Origin of the sequence: Thalassospira sp. HJ, from assembly GCF_000948415.1 — a bacterium.
Lineage (GTDB): Bacteria > Pseudomonadota > Alphaproteobacteria > Rhodospirillales > Thalassospiraceae > Thalassospira.
The window spans coordinates 643,307-659,043 of the sequence record NZ_JYII01000012.1; the positions used below are offsets into that span (position 1 = coordinate 643,307).

Here is a 15,737-nt window from a genome sequence, read left to right on the forward strand (position 1 = left end):
TTTACCAAGGGCTGTATTCAGGCGGTTTTAAGTCGCTCAAATCCGGCTTCAAGGTCGGCGATCAGGTCATCTGCATCTTCAAGGCCGATATGCAGGCGGATCAATTGGCCGTCTTCGTCCCATTTGGTGGCAGTACGGATTTTGGTCGGATCGGACGGCAGGATCAGGCTTTCAAAGCCACCCCAGCTAAAGCCCATGCCAAACAGTTCCATATGATCGACCATATTGGCGAGTTGGGCTTTTTCGACCGGTTCCATGACAAAGGAAAACAGGCCGCATGCGCCCGAGAAATCGCGTTTCCAGATGGCATGGCCCGGATCATCGGGGAGGCCCGGGTGAAGGACGCGTTTGACTTCCGGGCGGGTTTGCAGCCATTTCGCGACCTTAAGGCCGCTTTCGTGATGCTGTTTAAGGCGCACGGCAAGGGTTCGCAGGCCACGCTGGGCGAGGTAGCAGTCATCTGGTCCAACCGCATCGCCGGAAATCAGGACCTGCTTTTTGATGGTCAGAAGGTCTTCCTCGGTCGCGGTGGTGATGGTGCCCAGCATGACGTCGGAATGACCGACAATGTATTTGGTGCCGGCCTGAACCGAGACATCAACACCCAGTTCAAACGGGCGGCACAGGATCGGTGATGCCCAGGTGTTATCCAGCAGAACCTTAACATCGCGCGCATGCGCCGCCTTGGCGATTGCCGGGATATCCTGCATTTCAAAGGTCAGAGATCCGGGGCTTTCGCACCAGACAAGGGCAGTGTTGTCGCGAATAAGGCCAGCGATGTCGCTGCCAATTGCCGGATCGTAGTATTCCGTCTCGACCCCGAACTTCTTGAGGAAGGTATTGCACAGGTTGCGAGTCGGGAAATAGGTGCTATCGGTAATCAGAATATGATCGCCCGGCTTCACAAAGGCGAGGATGGCATTGGTGATGGCCGAAACGCCAGACGATACGCAAAGCGTGCCATAACCGCCTTCAAGTTCGGCAACAGCTTCTTCAAGCAGAAAGCGCGTGGGTGTGCCGTGGCGGCCATAGGTAACCTTGCCGGGTGCCGATGCACCGGCCTTTTCAAGTTCTGCCAGGCTGTCAAACAGGATGGTCGAGGCATGCAGGACCGGCGGATTGACCACACCGTGATACTGGCTGGAACGGCGACCAGCATGGACCAGTTTGGTTTCGGTGTGTTTGGGGCTTTGCGATGACATGTCTGGCGGTTCTCCTTGGGCGCGACGTCTTGTGCTTCAAAGACAAACCACCTTGGCGGCGGGCATTCAAGGCTTTTTGCGACAAAGCCATTGTTAAACCCGGTTATCGGGTTATTTCTTACGGGCAATAACCGCAAAGAATGACAAAAGAATTTTAAAGGGGGCCTCGTGATTGAACTTCAGGATTTTCGTGCCGCGCGCAAGGTGATATCGGACCATGTGCGCCTGACGCCGGTGTTTGAAGCCAGCAATTTTGGTGACACAACCGGCTTTGTCGCGCGCGATCGCATCCCCGAGATGTTTCTTAAACTTGAAAACATGCAGGTCAGCGGATCCTTCAAGGCACGTGGGGCGATGAATGCCGCATTGGCGCTTGATCCCGAGCAACGAGCAGCCGGGCTTTGCACCGCATCGGGCGGCAATCATGGCATGGGCGTGATCCATGCTGCGCGAACCCTTGCTGTGCCGGTGAAGATCTTCCTGCCGACCAATACGCCAAAACCCAAGGTCAAGAAGCTGCGTGATCAGGGTGTTGATGTCGCCCTGATCGGGGCTGTCTGGGATGACGCCAACCGTGCAGCGATGGAGCACGCACGTGAAAGCGGTATGGCCTATATCCATCCCTTCGCCGATCCCAAGGTGATCGCAGGGCAGGGCACGATTGCGCTGGAACTGCTGGAGCAGCAACCCGACCTTGATACGCTGGTGGTGGCAATTGGTGGTGGCGGATTGATTTCCGGTGTGGCGACAGCCGCCCGGCTGCTCCGTCCGTCGATCCGGGTGATCGGTGTTGAGCCGACCGGGGCAGCAACCCTGTTTGAAAGCCTTAAGGCCAATGAGGTCGTGACCCTGCCCAGTGTTAATACGGCGGCGACCAGTTTGGCGCCACGTCAGTCATCCGCGCTTAATGTTGATCTGATTTCCCGAAACGTTGATCGCATCGCCCTTGTCAGTGACGAGGAAATGCAAAAGGCCGCAAGGTGGCTTTGGAAAGAGTTTGGTCTTTCTGTCGAGCTTTCTGCGGCGGCCGGTATTGCAGCGGTAATGAATGACCGTCTGGGCGATGCTGCCCCGGGACGGGTCGGGGTGATTGTCTGTGGGACCGGAACGGATGGTTTTGAGTAGGGATAAATAAAAAGGGATGAAACCAAACGGTTTCATCCCTTTTTAAACCAGACGCCAGCCCGATTGGACTGGCGTGGAAATATATAGCGTCGCAAACCGCCAAAGAGCAAAAATCTCTCCGGTACGGAATTACATCTTCGGCTCGACCACCTGACGACCACGGTACATACCGGTGTTCGGGTCAATGTGGTGCGGGCGATGCAGTTCGCCGGTCTCTTTGTCTTCGCGGTACGAGCCCTTGGCGAGCTTGTCATGCGAGCGACGCATGCCCTGACGGGACTTGGTCACTTTTTTCTTTGGCACTGCCATGGGTCATCATCCTCTGGCTTGGGTAAACTCAGGCGCGCTTGTTACCGTGCGCGGTCGGGAAAGTCAACGATCAAAGTGTCGGAATCTGCATTATTTGCATTTTCATTGTCACTTTCACGTTTGGGCGCATCACCAGCAGGATGGCCATCATGATCAACATGATGATCAATGTGCGGGATCAGCCCGGTATCACGCGGATCGTCAACAATATCGGTTCGCTGGTCGTATATCGCAAAACCTGCCTTTTGATAAGCCCCAAGTGCACTCGGATGATCAAGTGTGCAGGTATTGACCGTCAGGCGGGCGGGCTTGAAGCTCCAGGCGGTATCAATCGCCCAATCAAGCAGGTATTTGCCAAAGCCCTTGCCGATGAATTCCGGCATCAGGCCCATATAATGCAGATCAATGACGTTATCAGATTCAAAATCCGTCAGATCAAGCTCGGCAAAGCCGGCCGGCACACCTGCGACATACAGCACATAAACATGTGTTTCAGGCTTGGCCAGGATCGGTGCCAGTTCCTCGTCGCTCATCAGGCGGCGCAGCCACCACAGCCACGGTTCGCCAACCGTATTATAAAGGTAGCGATAAAATGACAGGGTCGGGTTCTCAGCACGGATGATCGCGACCTTGCCCGGCGGGACGATGGCCGGAACGCGATCAGGCGGGCTTTGCATTTCAAGGAAGCTGACAACAACTTCCAGCTTGCGCGGATTGGATGGGGTCATTGGACTAAACTCTTGCGCATTATTTTGTTTTGGGGCGAATCAGGTTGGTCCTGATCTGTGACGCTTCCGATAAAGTCATAGCCGAGTTTGGCGTAAAAATCACCCGCTGCGGCATTTTCAATGGTAACCCGGATATCACTCAGCCCTGAAAGGCGCAGGATATCCTCGGCCAATGCCACCAGTTCACTGCCAATGCCCGATCCTTGGGCGTGTTCGGCAATGGCGAGATAATGAATCCAGCCAAAAACAGTGTCATGGCCGGTCATCATTGTGGCGAAGATTTGCTGGTCGCCAGGTATGCGGGCCACGATCAGGCTGCCATTATCGGCCGAAATGCAGTTTTCGATATCCTGACGGGCATCGCGGATGGCCGGGATCAGGCCGGTTGCGATCCAAAGCCGGGTGATGGCGGTGATGTCTTCGGCTGTGGGGGCTTTGAGTTGTTCGAGTTCGATGCCCGCCGCGTCGGCGGTATTATTGGCCATTTCCAGACCAAAGGGGGATGGGGCGGGCATCGGATTTCTCATCTTAAATGTCTGACGCTATTTCGTCGGCCTTATGCCGGGCCAGTATCGACCGGGCTGTCTTCGGTTGTGGCCCACTCGGCCCAGGAGCCGTCGTAAACAGCGACCTGTTTATAGCCCGAGATATATGCGCCCATTGCCAGCACGCAGGCAGTAACGCCAGAACCGCAACTTGCGACCACCGGTTTGCCGAGGTCTACGCCAGCCTTATCAAATGCGGCCTTGATCTCGCTTGCGGATTTGAAGGTGCCATCAGCGTTGATAAGTTCGGTGAAGGGCAGGTTATAAGAGCCCGGAACGTGACCCGATTTACCCCAGGGATCGTCGACTTCGCCGCGGAAACGTTCGCCCGCACGGGCATCGACCAGCTGTTCGCGTTTGGTTTTGACGTTCGAGAGAACCTGATCAAATTCACGCAGCAGGAAGCTGTTGGCGCGTGCGGTGAAGTGACGTTCGCGCGGCGGGGTTGGGGCATCGGTCGCCGGGCGTCCCTCGGCCAGCCATTTAGGCAAGCCGCCATCAAGAACAACAACATCATGATGACCAAAGTGACGCAGCATCCACCATGCGCGGCACGCAGCAAGGGCAGAACCCTGTTGGCCATAGACCACGACACGGACACCATCGCCAAGGCCGAGCTTGCGGACCTTGGCGGAAAACTTGATCGCGTCAGGCATCATGTGCGGCAGCGGGGCGCTATCATCGGCGGCGATATCATCGATATCAAAGAAAACCGCGCCCGGAATATGTTCTGCGTCATAGAAGTCGCGGGCATTCTTGTTTTCGGCGGGCATGTACCAGCTGGCATCGACGACGCGCACGTCCGGTGCATCAAGGTGATCCGCAAGCCATTGGGTGGAAACAAGGGCGTCGGAAAGTGGGTTGGTCATGGACAAGCTCCGATTGGCAATGGTGTGATTCCGGTTGGGTCCGGGATCATTTTAAATTGGTCCTGAGTTTCAGTCTAAATTTGTAACGTTCCTGCCGTCCGCTGGCAACCGGCAGTCACAGCGCGCTGTTGGGTTTGCGCACCATCTGCCGGTTGTCAGATATAATGCACGTCAGTCCGCAAAGACGACATTGATGCGGCGGTTCTGCCGGCCTTTCTTTTCGATCTTCGATACCGTGACCTTGCCGATTTCACCGGTTTTGCGGACGTGGGTGCCGCCACACGGTTGGAAATCAATGCCTTCGATGGTGACAGTGCGGATCGCGTTGCCATCCATCGGTGGCTGCACGGACATTGTGCGCACCAGTTCCGGGTTGGCCTTAAGTTCGGCTACCGTGATTTCACCATCATACACATCGGCATCGCGTGCGATCAGCTCATTGAGCTTTTCGGTGATTTCGTCCTTATCAAGAGCTGCTTCCGGTAGGTTGAAATCAAGGCGTGCCTTATGGGCGGCAATATTGCCGCCAGTCACATCGCCCTCGATCACGGCACATAGAAGATGCAGGCAGGTGTGAAAACGCATCAGCTTGTGGCGATTGTCCCAGTCAAGCTCGGCCGTGATGGCATCACCAACGGCAGGCAAGGGATGATCATCGGCAATGAAATGCAGGATACGTCCGGTTTCGCGATCCTTGACTGTGGTCGCGACGGGCAACTTTGTGCCATCGGCAAGGGTCAGGGTTCCGATATCGCCCGACTGTCCGCCTGCTGTGGCGTAAAACACGGTTTGATCAAGCTCGATGCCGCGATCTGAAATGCTGGTGACGGTGGCGGTGCAATTCTGTGCATAGGCGTCTTCGCGAAACAAAAGACGTGTCATGTTTCTCTCTTCCTTCCCGTGTGGTGGCGTTCTTGATTTCTCCGGCCAGCGCGCAGGTCCTTGGTGGGGCAGGCAGGCGTGCAGGGCCGGTTTGTTGAGGTCATGGTGCGGTGGGTGCAAAGGCGTTGTCGAGTACAAAGTTGCTGGGGTGCTCAAACGTGGAATGTATAAAATTATACATAAATATTAGATTTATGTTGAAATATATACGAAGTGTATGGTATCGGTGCCGTGTAATTCAGGAGTACAGCAGCCGTGTCAGCCGTTATTCATGTCAAACTTTCCGGTGAAGGGGACTTCGGACCGGTGGATCTCGAATGTGCGATCCCGCCGGCGCGTTTGCCTGTCGTGATGGCAGCGCTTTTCGGGCAGGCGTCGTCTGGGGCGGGCATGATGGCGGGACCCGTATCGGCGGGACCAGCAGTGCGGGCGCAGGGGAATGCGCATGGCGCTTCTGATGACAGGCGTGGCGTGCAACGTGCAGAGTCTGGCGCGACTGTATCTGACAGTGTGGGGCATTTGAGTGATGATTATGCCCGCGATGTTGCGGGTGGGGGATCCGCAGCAGGGGCGGGACAGCCGGTATCGGGATATGGTGGTGGCCTGGCCCTTTCGGGTGCCGTTGATCCCGGTATGTTTATTACCGGATTTGTTGGCAGCTTTGGCGATTTGGTGGCGCGGTTGCAGCCGCGTGGCTTTGCCGAGACGATTTTGCTCGCGGCGATCTGGCTGCAATATCGCGATGGCAGAAGTTTTGTCACGCGTGGGGATGTCCGTCGATTGCTGCGCCGTCAGGATCATCTGCGGATGCCGCGAAATTTCAGTCGCGATTTTCATGCGGCGGTGGCGCGGGGCTACCTGGAAGAGGTCGAAAACGAGGACGGATATACCGTCGCAAGCGATGGCTTCCAGTGGTTTCGCGAAGAGTGTAGAAAATAATACAAAAAGTCGAAAAAGATATTGACGAAATGTATGATTGTTGTATCTTTTTTGCAGGGACAAACAAAAACGGGTGGGACCAAAATCATGAGCGAGTGGGAAGTCAGAAGCAGCTGTCGGGTATGGCGCGGGCGTTATGTCATCCGCGGGGATGTTGATCGTATCGCCAATGACATTGTTGAACTTCAGCAGAATCGTTTCCCGGGGCTTGAGACCAACAAGGTTTCGCTTCGGGTTGTGACCATGGCCGTGATGTCGGTTCTGGCCGAGGAATGCTGCGAAGATGGTGTTACCGCGGCCGAGCTTTCCTTCCTTTTGACCACCTGCCTTGGTATGCCGATCTCACCGACCCGGATTGAACGCGAAATGGAAGGCCTTTCGGGGCTTGTCTGGACCGGGGAATGGGGTGGTGAAACCCTGTATGTCATGGAAAAACGCGGCCTGCGCTTCTTTGAAAACGCACGCGCAAGGGCCCTTTCGGAAGATGGCAATGTGACCGCCAAGGACCGTGAAGGTGTTGCTGCCAGCGAGGCGCAGGAAGCAATCAATGCCATGATCGATCCAGCCATTATCAGCGAACCGGCTGCCCATGCACGGTATCGCGTGGTGAGCTAAAAGTTCCGCTAACCAGCCTATCAATCAAGCTTTCGTCGCACCCGTCCGTTTTACTGGCGGGTGTTTTCTTTGCCTGAACGTGTGCCGAACAAGCGGCTTGACCAAACCAAAAAAGCGCCATATGCATAAAAGCATGGAAAACATTGTTACACATCAGAACGCCTATTTTACGTCGTGCACATAGCGCGGCGCCTGTTGATGTTTGTAAAATAAACCAAGACCGGCTGCCCCAGGGCGGCCTTTGTTTTTTCCATGAACCGGTTTGCCCGAGGTGGCTCCACCAACAAGGAAACCGGAAAATGACCCATATCTCTTTTGCCGATCGCATGCCGACACTTGATTTCACGCCCAATGCCCTGAAAGACGGGATCGGGGTGGTGCCGCTTATTCTGATGGCAGGCTTTGCTGATACTAGTATGGCCGCAGGCGAGCTTGTTGCAAGCGGTGCTGTCAGGATCGAAGGAAGGCCGATCACCGATCCAGACCACCATATCCTGAGCTACGCCTTTGATGATGGCGAAGTGCTGCGCCTGACGGTTGGTGGTAAAAGCACAATGCTAATCCGGCGCGCGGATTGATCGGCATGCTATATCGAGTGCAGGCGAGGGGCGATGTTGCGGTTGTTATCAGAACAGCGACATTTGCCCGTTCGCACTGGGGCGTTTGAAGCCGCTGCAATCAAGGTTGAGCGACCTGTTGATCAGGCCGTGCTTTTTGCGTGCAGCCTCAAAACGTTTGGCGATCATATCGGCAATCGGGCCGGTGCCGCGCATGCGGGTACCAAATTCCGATTGATAGGTCTGGCCATCGCGCATCTGGCGGATCAGTGACATCACCTTGGTCTTGCGGTCCGGGTAATGGGCCTCAAGCCATTCTTCGAACAGGTCCGCTATTTCAAGCGGCAGACGCAGGACGATATGGGCAATCGATTGCGCTCCGGCTTCCTTGCAGGCAGCCACAAGCTTTTCGATTTCCATGTCATTGAGGCCCGGGATGATTGGCGCACACAGCACGGTGACTGGGATGCCGGCATCTGAAAGCTTTCGGATCGCCTCAAGCCTTCGATGCGGGGCAGACGCACGCGGTTCAAGAAGGTTTGACAGCCGATGATCAAGGCTTGTGACCGAAACGGCGACCGATGCCCTGTTTTTGGCGGCCATTGGTGCGATCAGGTCAATGTCGCGGGTGACCAGCGCGCTTTTGGTGATCAGCGAAAAGGGATGCTGGCAGTCTGACAGGACTTCGATGATGGAGCGCGTCAGTTTCTTGTCACGGTCAACTGGCTGATAGGGATCCGTACTTGTACCAATCACGATCGGGGCGGGTTGGTAGGTCTTGGATGACAGTTGCTTACGCAAAAGCTGGGCGGCTTCCGGCTTCCAGAACAATCTGGTTTCAAAATCAAGACCGGGGGACAGGCCCAGATAGGCATGGGTTGGGCGGGCAAAGCAATAGACACAGCCATGCTCACACCCGCGATAGGGGTTGATTGACCGATCAAACGGCACATCGGGGCTTTGATTGCGGGTGATGACGGAACGCGCCCCGTCGATGCCAAGGGTGGTTTTGGTGCGTGGTGCGTCCTGATCTTCCATCAATGTGCCCAGCCAGCCATCATCAACCGCCTGATGGATGTGACGTTCAAATCGCCCGTCAATATTGGACACCGCACCGCGTCCCTTTTGTCCGCGTGCGGGCAAGACGTTCAGATCACATTCCGCGTTTGACCATCCATCATCAAAAATGGCGGCGGCGGTGTGGGCATGGGGCTGGCTGATGTTGTTCTTCATATGCTCACAATAAAGAACAAAAGAAGAACATTCAAGCCAAAGCCGATATGTCCAGATTTGTGCAGTATCAAGTTATGGACAGGCGCTGCCGTCTACCGCGGTGCCGTCTACCGTGACTGAGCCAGTAACGGTGGGAAGGGTTCCGCCGCCGTCACCACATGGGTTGAGGTTATTGGTGGTGTTACCTGTCCCTGACAGGTTGTTTATGGTTGATGAATTGGCGAAGAACACAAATCGCTTGTTGAAGCCTGATCCGCTTACGGAAAGCTCGTTGTCATCAATGCTGATGTTGGAATTGTTGCCGATAATCGCCACGAACCGGGCACCATTTCCATCAGAGGTAACGGATGAAACATTATTCTTTATGGTCACATCCTGGCTGTCTCTGATTATGATAGCGCCTGCGGTTGAGTTGTCGTTCTGCGTTGTCAGGTTGTTGTTCCGAATGGTAACATTCTGCTTTCCTTCGATGTGGACGATGTATGCTGACCCGGTTGTGTTAACGTTCGCGGTCACACCAACCAGGCTGCTGTTGTCGGCCATGTTAAAGAAACGATTGCCACCACCGGCGCCGCCATTGCTGCCGCTGCCTGAGATTGATGCATCCGGAATGGTGACCGTAACCGACCGTCCTGTCGGGGTTTTGATGTCAAGTGCGCCACCCCCGACAATTGTTTGTCCGCTCTGAACCGTCGTGACGGAATTGATTGCGGTGTAATTGCCGCTCAGGATCACGGTGGAATTGGCACCTGCATTGGCAATGTCAGTCGCAAAGTTCGCCGCCGATGTCGAGTTGCTGTTCAGAACTGTGATCGTTTCCCCGTCCGCAGTCTGGGTGATTTCACTTGCTTCTGAAAACTGTCCGGCCTGACTGACCACATCAATGTCGCGAATGATGGGGTCGGTCATGCGTCGTTCCATCGCGGTCAGGCGGGGTTTCGGGGTGTCGCCGAAGCCCTGCAACGGGATACGAAGGCGGAAGCTGGCAAAGCCCTGCGTGCCCCGTGGACTGTCATGTTGAATTTCTGCCCCGAGCGAGAAGCGTGACCCTTCCCACAAAAAGGGAACTTCATCAAAGGTCAGGTCCAGTCGCCCACGCGGACCCTGCACCGTATCAACACCGTCTTCCGTAAAGCGATAACCACCGGCATAGGCCCGGAGTTGCTGTCCGGCGTCAGCCTCAAATAACGGAATGCGCCAGCCAATTTCCCCGTCAAAGCCACGTAATGCGCGTTCTTCACCTTGATTGTACATCAAGGTGGTGCCACTCACATCGACAGTACTCAGACTGTCTTCCATGTATTGTGTGGTGCCAATCGGGACATAGGCATTGGCGCGAAAATCCCAATCAAGCGACAGGGCCTCTGCGCTGAAGGTCAATTGGTTGAATTTGTTGCCATATGGGCTGTGGCGGCGGTCAAAGTAACCATAGCCACCAATGTTCCATCCCGAACCAAGCATCTGCCGGATGCCAAGACCGAAGTTCCCTTCGTGGCTGTTATTGTCATCCATCCGGGCGCGAAGGCTGGTGAAGGTCAGTGTGTCGTCATCCTGCCAAAGCGGAATGAACAGGTCCGTCTCGCCAAGGTTACGATCCGTGCCACCTTTGCCTTCCAGATCAATATGGGAACCCCATTTCGGTCCCATAGGCGCCGTTTCGGCGTTACCAAGCGTGGAGGCAAGCAGGAAGGGGGCGCAAAGGGCGAAGGAGCGGATGGATCGGGTAATGTGCATGTTTAACCTAGTCAGCAGGGCTCACATTGCGCCTGCGGGGCAGGCACATTGCCAAGACATCAGAAGATTTTTGCTCGTGGGGAGTTTCGTGCCCCGCCGTTGCATGGCTTTTGCCATGTTGATTTTTATTGCACCGACCGTAGTGCCGCCTGCTCCTGGCAGCCACTTCTATTCTTTATCATTTTCCCAGAAGTTATCATTTTCCTGATCCCGGCAGGCTGACCGGACCGGGCAGGGAAAATGTATGGTCACAATGATTTTCTTGCTGGTTGATCGAGCCGGGATATAGTCAAGGCAAGGTGCGAGACGTCATCAGTCAATGCGCACCGTTTGATCATTTGCAAAGGATGGCCCCATGGATTGGTCGCAGGTTTTGAGTTTTGCGCTGGTTGCGTCGCTGCTTGTGATGTCGCCGGGACCCAATGGCGTGCTGGTCGCGAAAACCGTCCCGACATCCGGGCGCGCGGCCGGGATGGCCAATGTTGCCGGGTTTGTCAGTGCCTTTTACCTACACGGAACCTTGTCGATCCTAGGTATTTCGGTGATTCTGGTGCAGTCGGCACAGGCTTTCATGATCGTGAAGTTCCTTGGTGCGGCCTATCTCTGCTGGGTCGGGTTCAAGGCACTGCGTGATGCCTGGCGCGGGGTAAAAAACGTTGCCGAGGTCTCACCGGCAAAGCGCAAGCGCACGCTCACCAAGGCCTATGGCGAGGGGTTCTTGACCAACGCCCTGAACCCGAAGGTTTCGATTTTTTATCTGGCAGCTTTCCCGCAATTCATTCCCGTGGGTGAGGGGGCGGTGACATCGGCCTTTATGCTGGTCTGCCTGCACGCGGCGATTAATGCGGTGTGGTTTGCCGCCATGATCATGTTGCTGGCGCGTCTCACGCGTTTTGCCGGCAGTAACCGTTTTCAGCGCGCGCTCAAGGCAACTACAGGGGCGGTGTTCATTGCCTTTGGCGTCAAGCTGGCAGCGCTTCGCCCGTAACACTTTTTGATACGTTGTATAAAGTGCCCGTCGTCCATTTGGTCGGCGGGCCTTTTATTTGCGCGCGACGATCAGCGCCATGATGGCACAGAACAGGGCGAACAGAATATCGCTTGCGGCGATGTTGTCTGTCACCAGTGCTTCAAAGGCCGCGATCGGCAGGATGATCGAGGTCAGGACGAGAAAGACCGGATTGAACAGTTTCTGTTTCATTTTATGCGCTCCCGTTCATCGTCGTGATCAGAAGAATGCCCAGCGCCATAAAGCCGCAAAGCGCGGTCAGGATAACGCCGGTTTTAAGAACAACCGACAAGACTGGTCCTTCCTTGCCAGACAGACCAACTGTCGAACAACCCACCAGGATTTTTGACGGGGCCAGCATACTGCCAAGCGAAGCCCCCGTTGCCTGTGCGGCCAGAACAAGGGCGGTTGAAAGACCGGAAAGCTCGGCGGTGTGGCGCTGGAACATGCCAAAAACGACGTTGGAATTGTTCGTGCTGCCGGTCATGAAGGCACCAAGCGCGCCGATGGCCGGTGAAATCACCGGATAGGCGACGGCAAAGGCGCCGGAAAAGATCGCAGCACCGCCTTCGGCCAGGGCATAGGTCATGCCCGCATGATCCATGATGATGGCAAGCCCGATGACTGGCACCATGCCGATACTGGTTGGAAGGCCGCTTTTAAGCGTGCGTTGCCAGATGCGTTTACCAATCCCGTTGTCGTAATGCCGGCGGAGCTTGAAGAAGGTAAAGCTGATGGCAGCGGTATAAAGCAACAGCGCACCCGGATGGCCAAAGATCGCGATGGCCTTGGCACTTTCGGCTTCGATCACCCAACCGGTTGCGGTGGCGGTTTCCGGGAAATCAAGCGTGAAGCGGATCTTGCCCAGAAGCATTTCGACAGCCGGGACAAAGGTCGCAAGTGTGACCAGAACGATGAAGACCAGATAGGGCGTTAGCGCCTCGATCAACGGCATATGGTGATGATCATCGGCAACCTGTTCGGCGACATCATCAGGATGGGGTTTCCAGAACCGTGTCACGATGATCGAGGTAACCAGCCCGGCAATTCCGGCGGTCAGGCCGCCCAGCGTCCACACACCGTAATTGGCCATGAAATACTGCACGACACCCATAACGCCGGAAATCAGGACCAGCGGCACAATGCGGCGGCGAATGGTGCGGAACCCGCCATCCAGCCAAAGCACAGCCGCCCCACACATAAAGCCCGACAGGCCCAGAAGGATCGCGGAATAATGGGTCAGTTCCGTGCCCGGAATGCCGGTCACACCAATCAGCGCTTCGAACGAGGTCGCCATATTGCCAAACAGTACCGACCAGCTATGACCGATCATCGGGGCGGCAACGGCCAGAACTGGCGAGAACCCCATGCCCAGCAGAAGCGGCGCGACCACGGCAATCGGAACGCCAAAGCCCGCAACGCCTTGCAGGAAGCTGGCAAAGACGTAGCCCAATATCAGAAGTTGTAGCGGGCGATCATCGGTCAGCGATCGAATGGCGCGCCCGATGGTTTTGATTGCGCCGGCTTCTTCGGCCGCGAAATAAAGGATCAGGGCGGCCCAGACGATATACAGGATATAAAGGGCCAGCATCACGCCCTTGGCCTGGGCGATGATCAGCATGTCGGTCGGTGCGCCAAAGAAGAAGACAGCAAGGATGACCGTGACGAACCATGCGGCGGCACCGGCGCGCGCAGCACCCCAGTTGGCCTTTATCATCAGAAACAGAATGGTCGCGATTGGCAGGGCTGCCAGCAGGAAGTCGGTCATGAAGGGCGCACCATAACCTTTTGAAACGTGGGGCTATCGTTGAAGGATTCAACGGGAGGCGCATATTGTCCGACCAATGATGCAAGCGCAAGTGGTGTGTTCTGGTATTTCGTATGATGAAATGCAAATGCCGGGCTCCATGTGAGTCCGGCATTTGCGGAAAACGTATGGTCTGTCGGCCTTTAGGCGCAGTCTTTATTGTCAGACTTTTCGTTCATCTCTGCAAACAGGTCTGCGGCAATTTCAAAAGATTTCAGACGTGCGGTCTGATCATAGATGTTGGCAGTCACCATGATTTCATCAGCGCTGGTCATATAGGCAAACTCACGCAGCTTCTTGCGCACCGTGTCACGGCCCCCGATTGCGGCATAGCGCATGGCGTGATCGACGCCGGCCTTTTCAACGCGGTTCCAGATCTCGTTCATGTCCTTGACCGGTTTGGGCAACTGTCCGGGTGTTCCGCGCCGCAGATTAAGGAATTGCTGCTGCATCGAGGTTGCGAGATATTCGCCTTCCTCGTCGGTATCTGCTGCAAAGAAGCCCATGGCGGCAATCGCATAGGGTTTATCAATCTGTTGGCTTGGCTCAAACCGGTTGCGATAAAGGGTCAGCGCATCCATCAGCATGTCAGGCGCAAAGTGCGAGGCAAAGGCAAAGGGCAGGCCAAGGCGTGCCGCCAGTTCCGCAGAAAACAGGCTGCTGCCAAGAAGCCACATCGGAACCTGTGATCCATAACCCGGCACGGCCCGGATCGGTGGGTTGCCTTCCAGCGGGGCAAGGAATGCCTGAACCTGCAAGACATCCTGAATAAAGCGTTCTTCCGAGCCATGCATGTCGCGACGCAGGGCGGCAGCGGTGCGTTGATCCGTGCCCGGCGCGCGGCCGATGCCCAGATCAATACGGCCAGGATGAAGAGCATCAAGGGTGCCGAACTGTTCGGCGATCACAAGCGGCGCATGGTTGGGCAGCATCACACCACCCGAACCGACCCGGATGGTTTTGGTGCCGGCTGCCACGTGGGCCATGACGACAGAGGTCGCAGCACTCGCGATGCCAGGCATATTGTGATGTTCGGCCAGCCAGTAGCGATGATAGCCAAGCTTTTCGGCGTGTTGGGCGAGGGCAAGTGTATTGCGAAGCGCATCAGAGGGATGTTCGCCCGCATTCACCGGGCAAAGATCAAGAAGGGAATATCTTAGCATAGCCAGACTTTCTGTTTGGCACGGTCATCGCAGATATGGTTTTTGCGGCGCGCCTGATTTCACGGTTGGCATTAATCTAGCGCGAATTTTCCCCCATGCCAGCCCCGAAGGCAGATTGCTTTGCCGGGTCAGCCTTGGTGGGCGCTCAGAGTGCGGCTGACGAAATTACGCAGTGCGGTCGAAATATCATTGCTGCGATAGGCAAGCGAGAGCTGCGCGATTGGCACGTCGCCCTCGATCTCGCGATAGGCAACGCCCTTGGCCTGCAACTGCGTCATCGGTTTGGGAACGAGTGAAAAGCCAAGTTCGGCGGCAACGAAATTGATCACTGATCCCAGCTGCGGGGCGATCTGACCCATTTGGGGTTCAAATCCGGCGTCACGACAGGCAGTGACGACCTTGTCGTAATGGGTCGGGCCGACAGCGCGCGGGGTCAGGATAAGGGCCTCGTCACAAAGCTCGGAAAGGGCGACCTTTTCTCGCTGCGCAGCCGGATGTCCGGACGGCAGGACAAGCACCATAGGTTCGCTTGAAATCACATGCAGGCGAATGCCATCACCGGCAATCGCGTCCTGACGCAGAAAGACCGCATCAAGGCGTTCATCATTAAGGCCAGCGACCAACTGGGCAGAGTTGGCTTCTTCAAGGGTCATCTCAACGCCGGGATAGCTTCGTCTGAAATCGCGAAAGACGCGCGGGACAGAGGGGCTGAAAGCAGCAGATGCGGTAAACCCGACCCGTATGGATCCAACTTCGCCGCGCCCGGCCCGTTGGGCGGCGCGAATGGCGCGCTCTGCGAGATCAGGGAATTGGGCGACGACCTCAAGAAATGCCGTTCCGGCCTCGGTCAGTTCGGCCCCATGCGGCACTCGGTGGAAAAGGGCGGTGCCGATTTCATGTTCGAGATCGCGGATTTGCTGACTAAGCGGCGGTTGCCCGATGCCAATGCGCGCAGCCGCGCGGGTAAAGTTGCCCTCACGGGCGACGGCCAGAAAGTAGCGGATATGGCGCAGTTCCATT

Annotated in this window: 17 protein-coding genes; 5 read left to right on the top strand and 12 right to left on the bottom strand. The window is 56.0% G+C overall.

Annotation, left to right across the window (positions count from 1 at the left end; translation table 11 throughout):
• Window positions 1-17 precede the first annotated feature (17 nt).
• Entirely contained in the window at window positions 18-1,202 is a 1,185-nt protein-coding gene (metC, locus tag UF64_RS11890) for a cystathionine beta-lyase (protein WP_044828740.1), read from the bottom strand.
• Between the two features lie 168 nt (window positions 1,203-1,370).
• On the opposite strand from metC, the gene UF64_RS11895 reads away from it, so the two are divergent.
• The gene (locus tag UF64_RS11895) at window positions 1,371-2,327 is read left to right on the top strand and encodes a threonine/serine dehydratase (RefSeq protein ID WP_044828741.1); all 957 of its coding nucleotides are present in this window, start codon (window positions 1,371-1,373) and stop codon (window positions 2,325-2,327) included.
• 129 nt (window positions 2,328-2,456) lie between these two features.
• Here the strand turns inward: UF64_RS11895 and rpmF are convergent, their stop codons facing one another.
• From rpmF to UF64_RS11920, 5 genes are all read right to left on the bottom strand, one after another.
• Window positions 2,457-2,636 carry a 50S ribosomal protein L32 gene (gene rpmF / locus UF64_RS11900; protein ID WP_007090029.1) on the bottom strand — a complete coding sequence of 60 codons (180 nt, stop codon included), beginning with the start codon at window positions 2,634-2,636 and terminating at the stop codon, window positions 2,457-2,459.
• A 41-nt stretch (window positions 2,637-2,677) separates the two neighbouring features.
• A complete protein-coding gene (locus UF64_RS11905; protein ID WP_044828742.1) occupies window positions 2,678-3,364 on the bottom strand; it encodes a GNAT family N-acetyltransferase in 687 nt (228 codons plus the stop codon).
• Window positions 3,361-3,879, bottom strand: coding sequence for a GNAT family N-acetyltransferase (locus tag UF64_RS19735; protein WP_052657614.1), 519 nt, complete (start codon window positions 3,877-3,879; stop codon window positions 3,361-3,363). Before UF64_RS19735 ends, UF64_RS11905 begins: the two co-directional genes overlap by 4 nt.
• Before the next feature lie 41 nt (window positions 3,880-3,920).
• Complete coding sequence (gene sseA / locus UF64_RS11915) at window positions 3,921-4,778, bottom strand: 3-mercaptopyruvate sulfurtransferase (protein ID WP_044828743.1); 858 nt, start codon at window positions 4,776-4,778, stop codon at window positions 3,921-3,923.
• A 171-nt stretch (window positions 4,779-4,949) separates the two neighbouring features.
• Window positions 4,950-5,660 carry an alanyl-tRNA editing protein gene (locus UF64_RS11920; RefSeq protein ID WP_044828744.1) on the bottom strand — a complete coding sequence of 237 codons (711 nt, stop codon included), beginning with the start codon at window positions 5,658-5,660 and terminating at the stop codon, window positions 4,950-4,952.
• Window positions 5,661-5,915: 255 nt separating this feature from the next.
• Here UF64_RS11920 and UF64_RS11925 point away from each other — a divergent pair, with 255 nt between their 5' ends.
• From UF64_RS11925 to UF64_RS11935, 3 genes are all read left to right on the top strand, one after another.
• Entirely contained in the window at window positions 5,916-6,599 is a 684-nt protein-coding gene (locus tag UF64_RS11925; protein WP_044828745.1) for a hypothetical protein, read from the top strand.
• 87 nt (window positions 6,600-6,686) lie between these two features.
• On the top strand, window positions 6,687-7,214 hold the full coding sequence (locus UF64_RS11930) for a hypothetical protein (RefSeq protein WP_235285043.1): 528 nt from the start codon (window positions 6,687-6,689) through the stop codon (window positions 7,212-7,214).
• Between the two features lie 299 nt (window positions 7,215-7,513).
• Window positions 7,514-7,792: a tyrosyl-tRNA synthetase gene (locus tag UF64_RS11935; protein ID WP_044828747.1), complete on the top strand. Its 279-nt coding sequence runs from the start codon at window positions 7,514-7,516 to the stop codon at window positions 7,790-7,792.
• Window positions 7,793-7,840: 48 nt separating this feature from the next.
• Here UF64_RS11935 and UF64_RS11940 read toward each other — a convergent pair whose 3' ends face one another.
• A complete protein-coding gene (locus UF64_RS11940) occupies window positions 7,841-9,004 on the bottom strand; it encodes a PA0069 family radical SAM protein (RefSeq protein WP_052657615.1) in 1,164 nt (387 codons plus the stop codon).
• Window positions 9,005-9,076: 72 nt separating this feature from the next.
• On the bottom strand, window positions 9,077-10,738 hold the full coding sequence (locus UF64_RS11945) for an inverse autotransporter beta-barrel domain-containing protein (protein WP_044828748.1): 1,662 nt from the start codon (window positions 10,736-10,738) through the stop codon (window positions 9,077-9,079).
• Window positions 10,739-11,093: 355 nt separating this feature from the next.
• Between UF64_RS11945 and UF64_RS11950 the strand changes: the two genes are divergently transcribed.
• Complete coding sequence (locus tag UF64_RS11950; protein WP_044828749.1) at window positions 11,094-11,726, top strand: LysE family translocator; 633 nt, start codon at window positions 11,094-11,096, stop codon at window positions 11,724-11,726.
• A 54-nt stretch (window positions 11,727-11,780) separates the two neighbouring features.
• On the opposite strand, the gene UF64_RS20550 is transcribed toward UF64_RS11950, so the two are convergent.
• The 4 genes from UF64_RS20550 to UF64_RS11965 form a co-directional block, all read right to left on the bottom strand.
• Complete coding sequence (locus UF64_RS20550) at window positions 11,781-11,939, bottom strand: hypothetical protein (protein ID WP_161794619.1); 159 nt, start codon at window positions 11,937-11,939, stop codon at window positions 11,781-11,783.
• Between the two features lies 1 nt (window position 11,940).
• Window positions 11,941-13,515 carry an L-lactate permease gene (locus UF64_RS11955; protein WP_044828750.1) on the bottom strand — a complete coding sequence of 525 codons (1,575 nt, stop codon included), beginning with the start codon at window positions 13,513-13,515 and terminating at the stop codon, window positions 11,941-11,943.
• A gap of 182 nt (window positions 13,516-13,697) precedes the next feature.
• Entirely contained in the window at window positions 13,698-14,717 is a 1,020-nt protein-coding gene (locus tag UF64_RS11960) for an LLM class flavin-dependent oxidoreductase (protein ID WP_044828751.1), read from the bottom strand.
• A gap of 128 nt (window positions 14,718-14,845) precedes the next feature.
• Window positions 14,846-15,736: a LysR family transcriptional regulator gene (locus UF64_RS11965; RefSeq protein ID WP_044828752.1), complete on the bottom strand. Its 891-nt coding sequence runs from the start codon at window positions 15,734-15,736 to the stop codon at window positions 14,846-14,848.
• Window position 15,737: the final 1 nt, after the last annotated feature.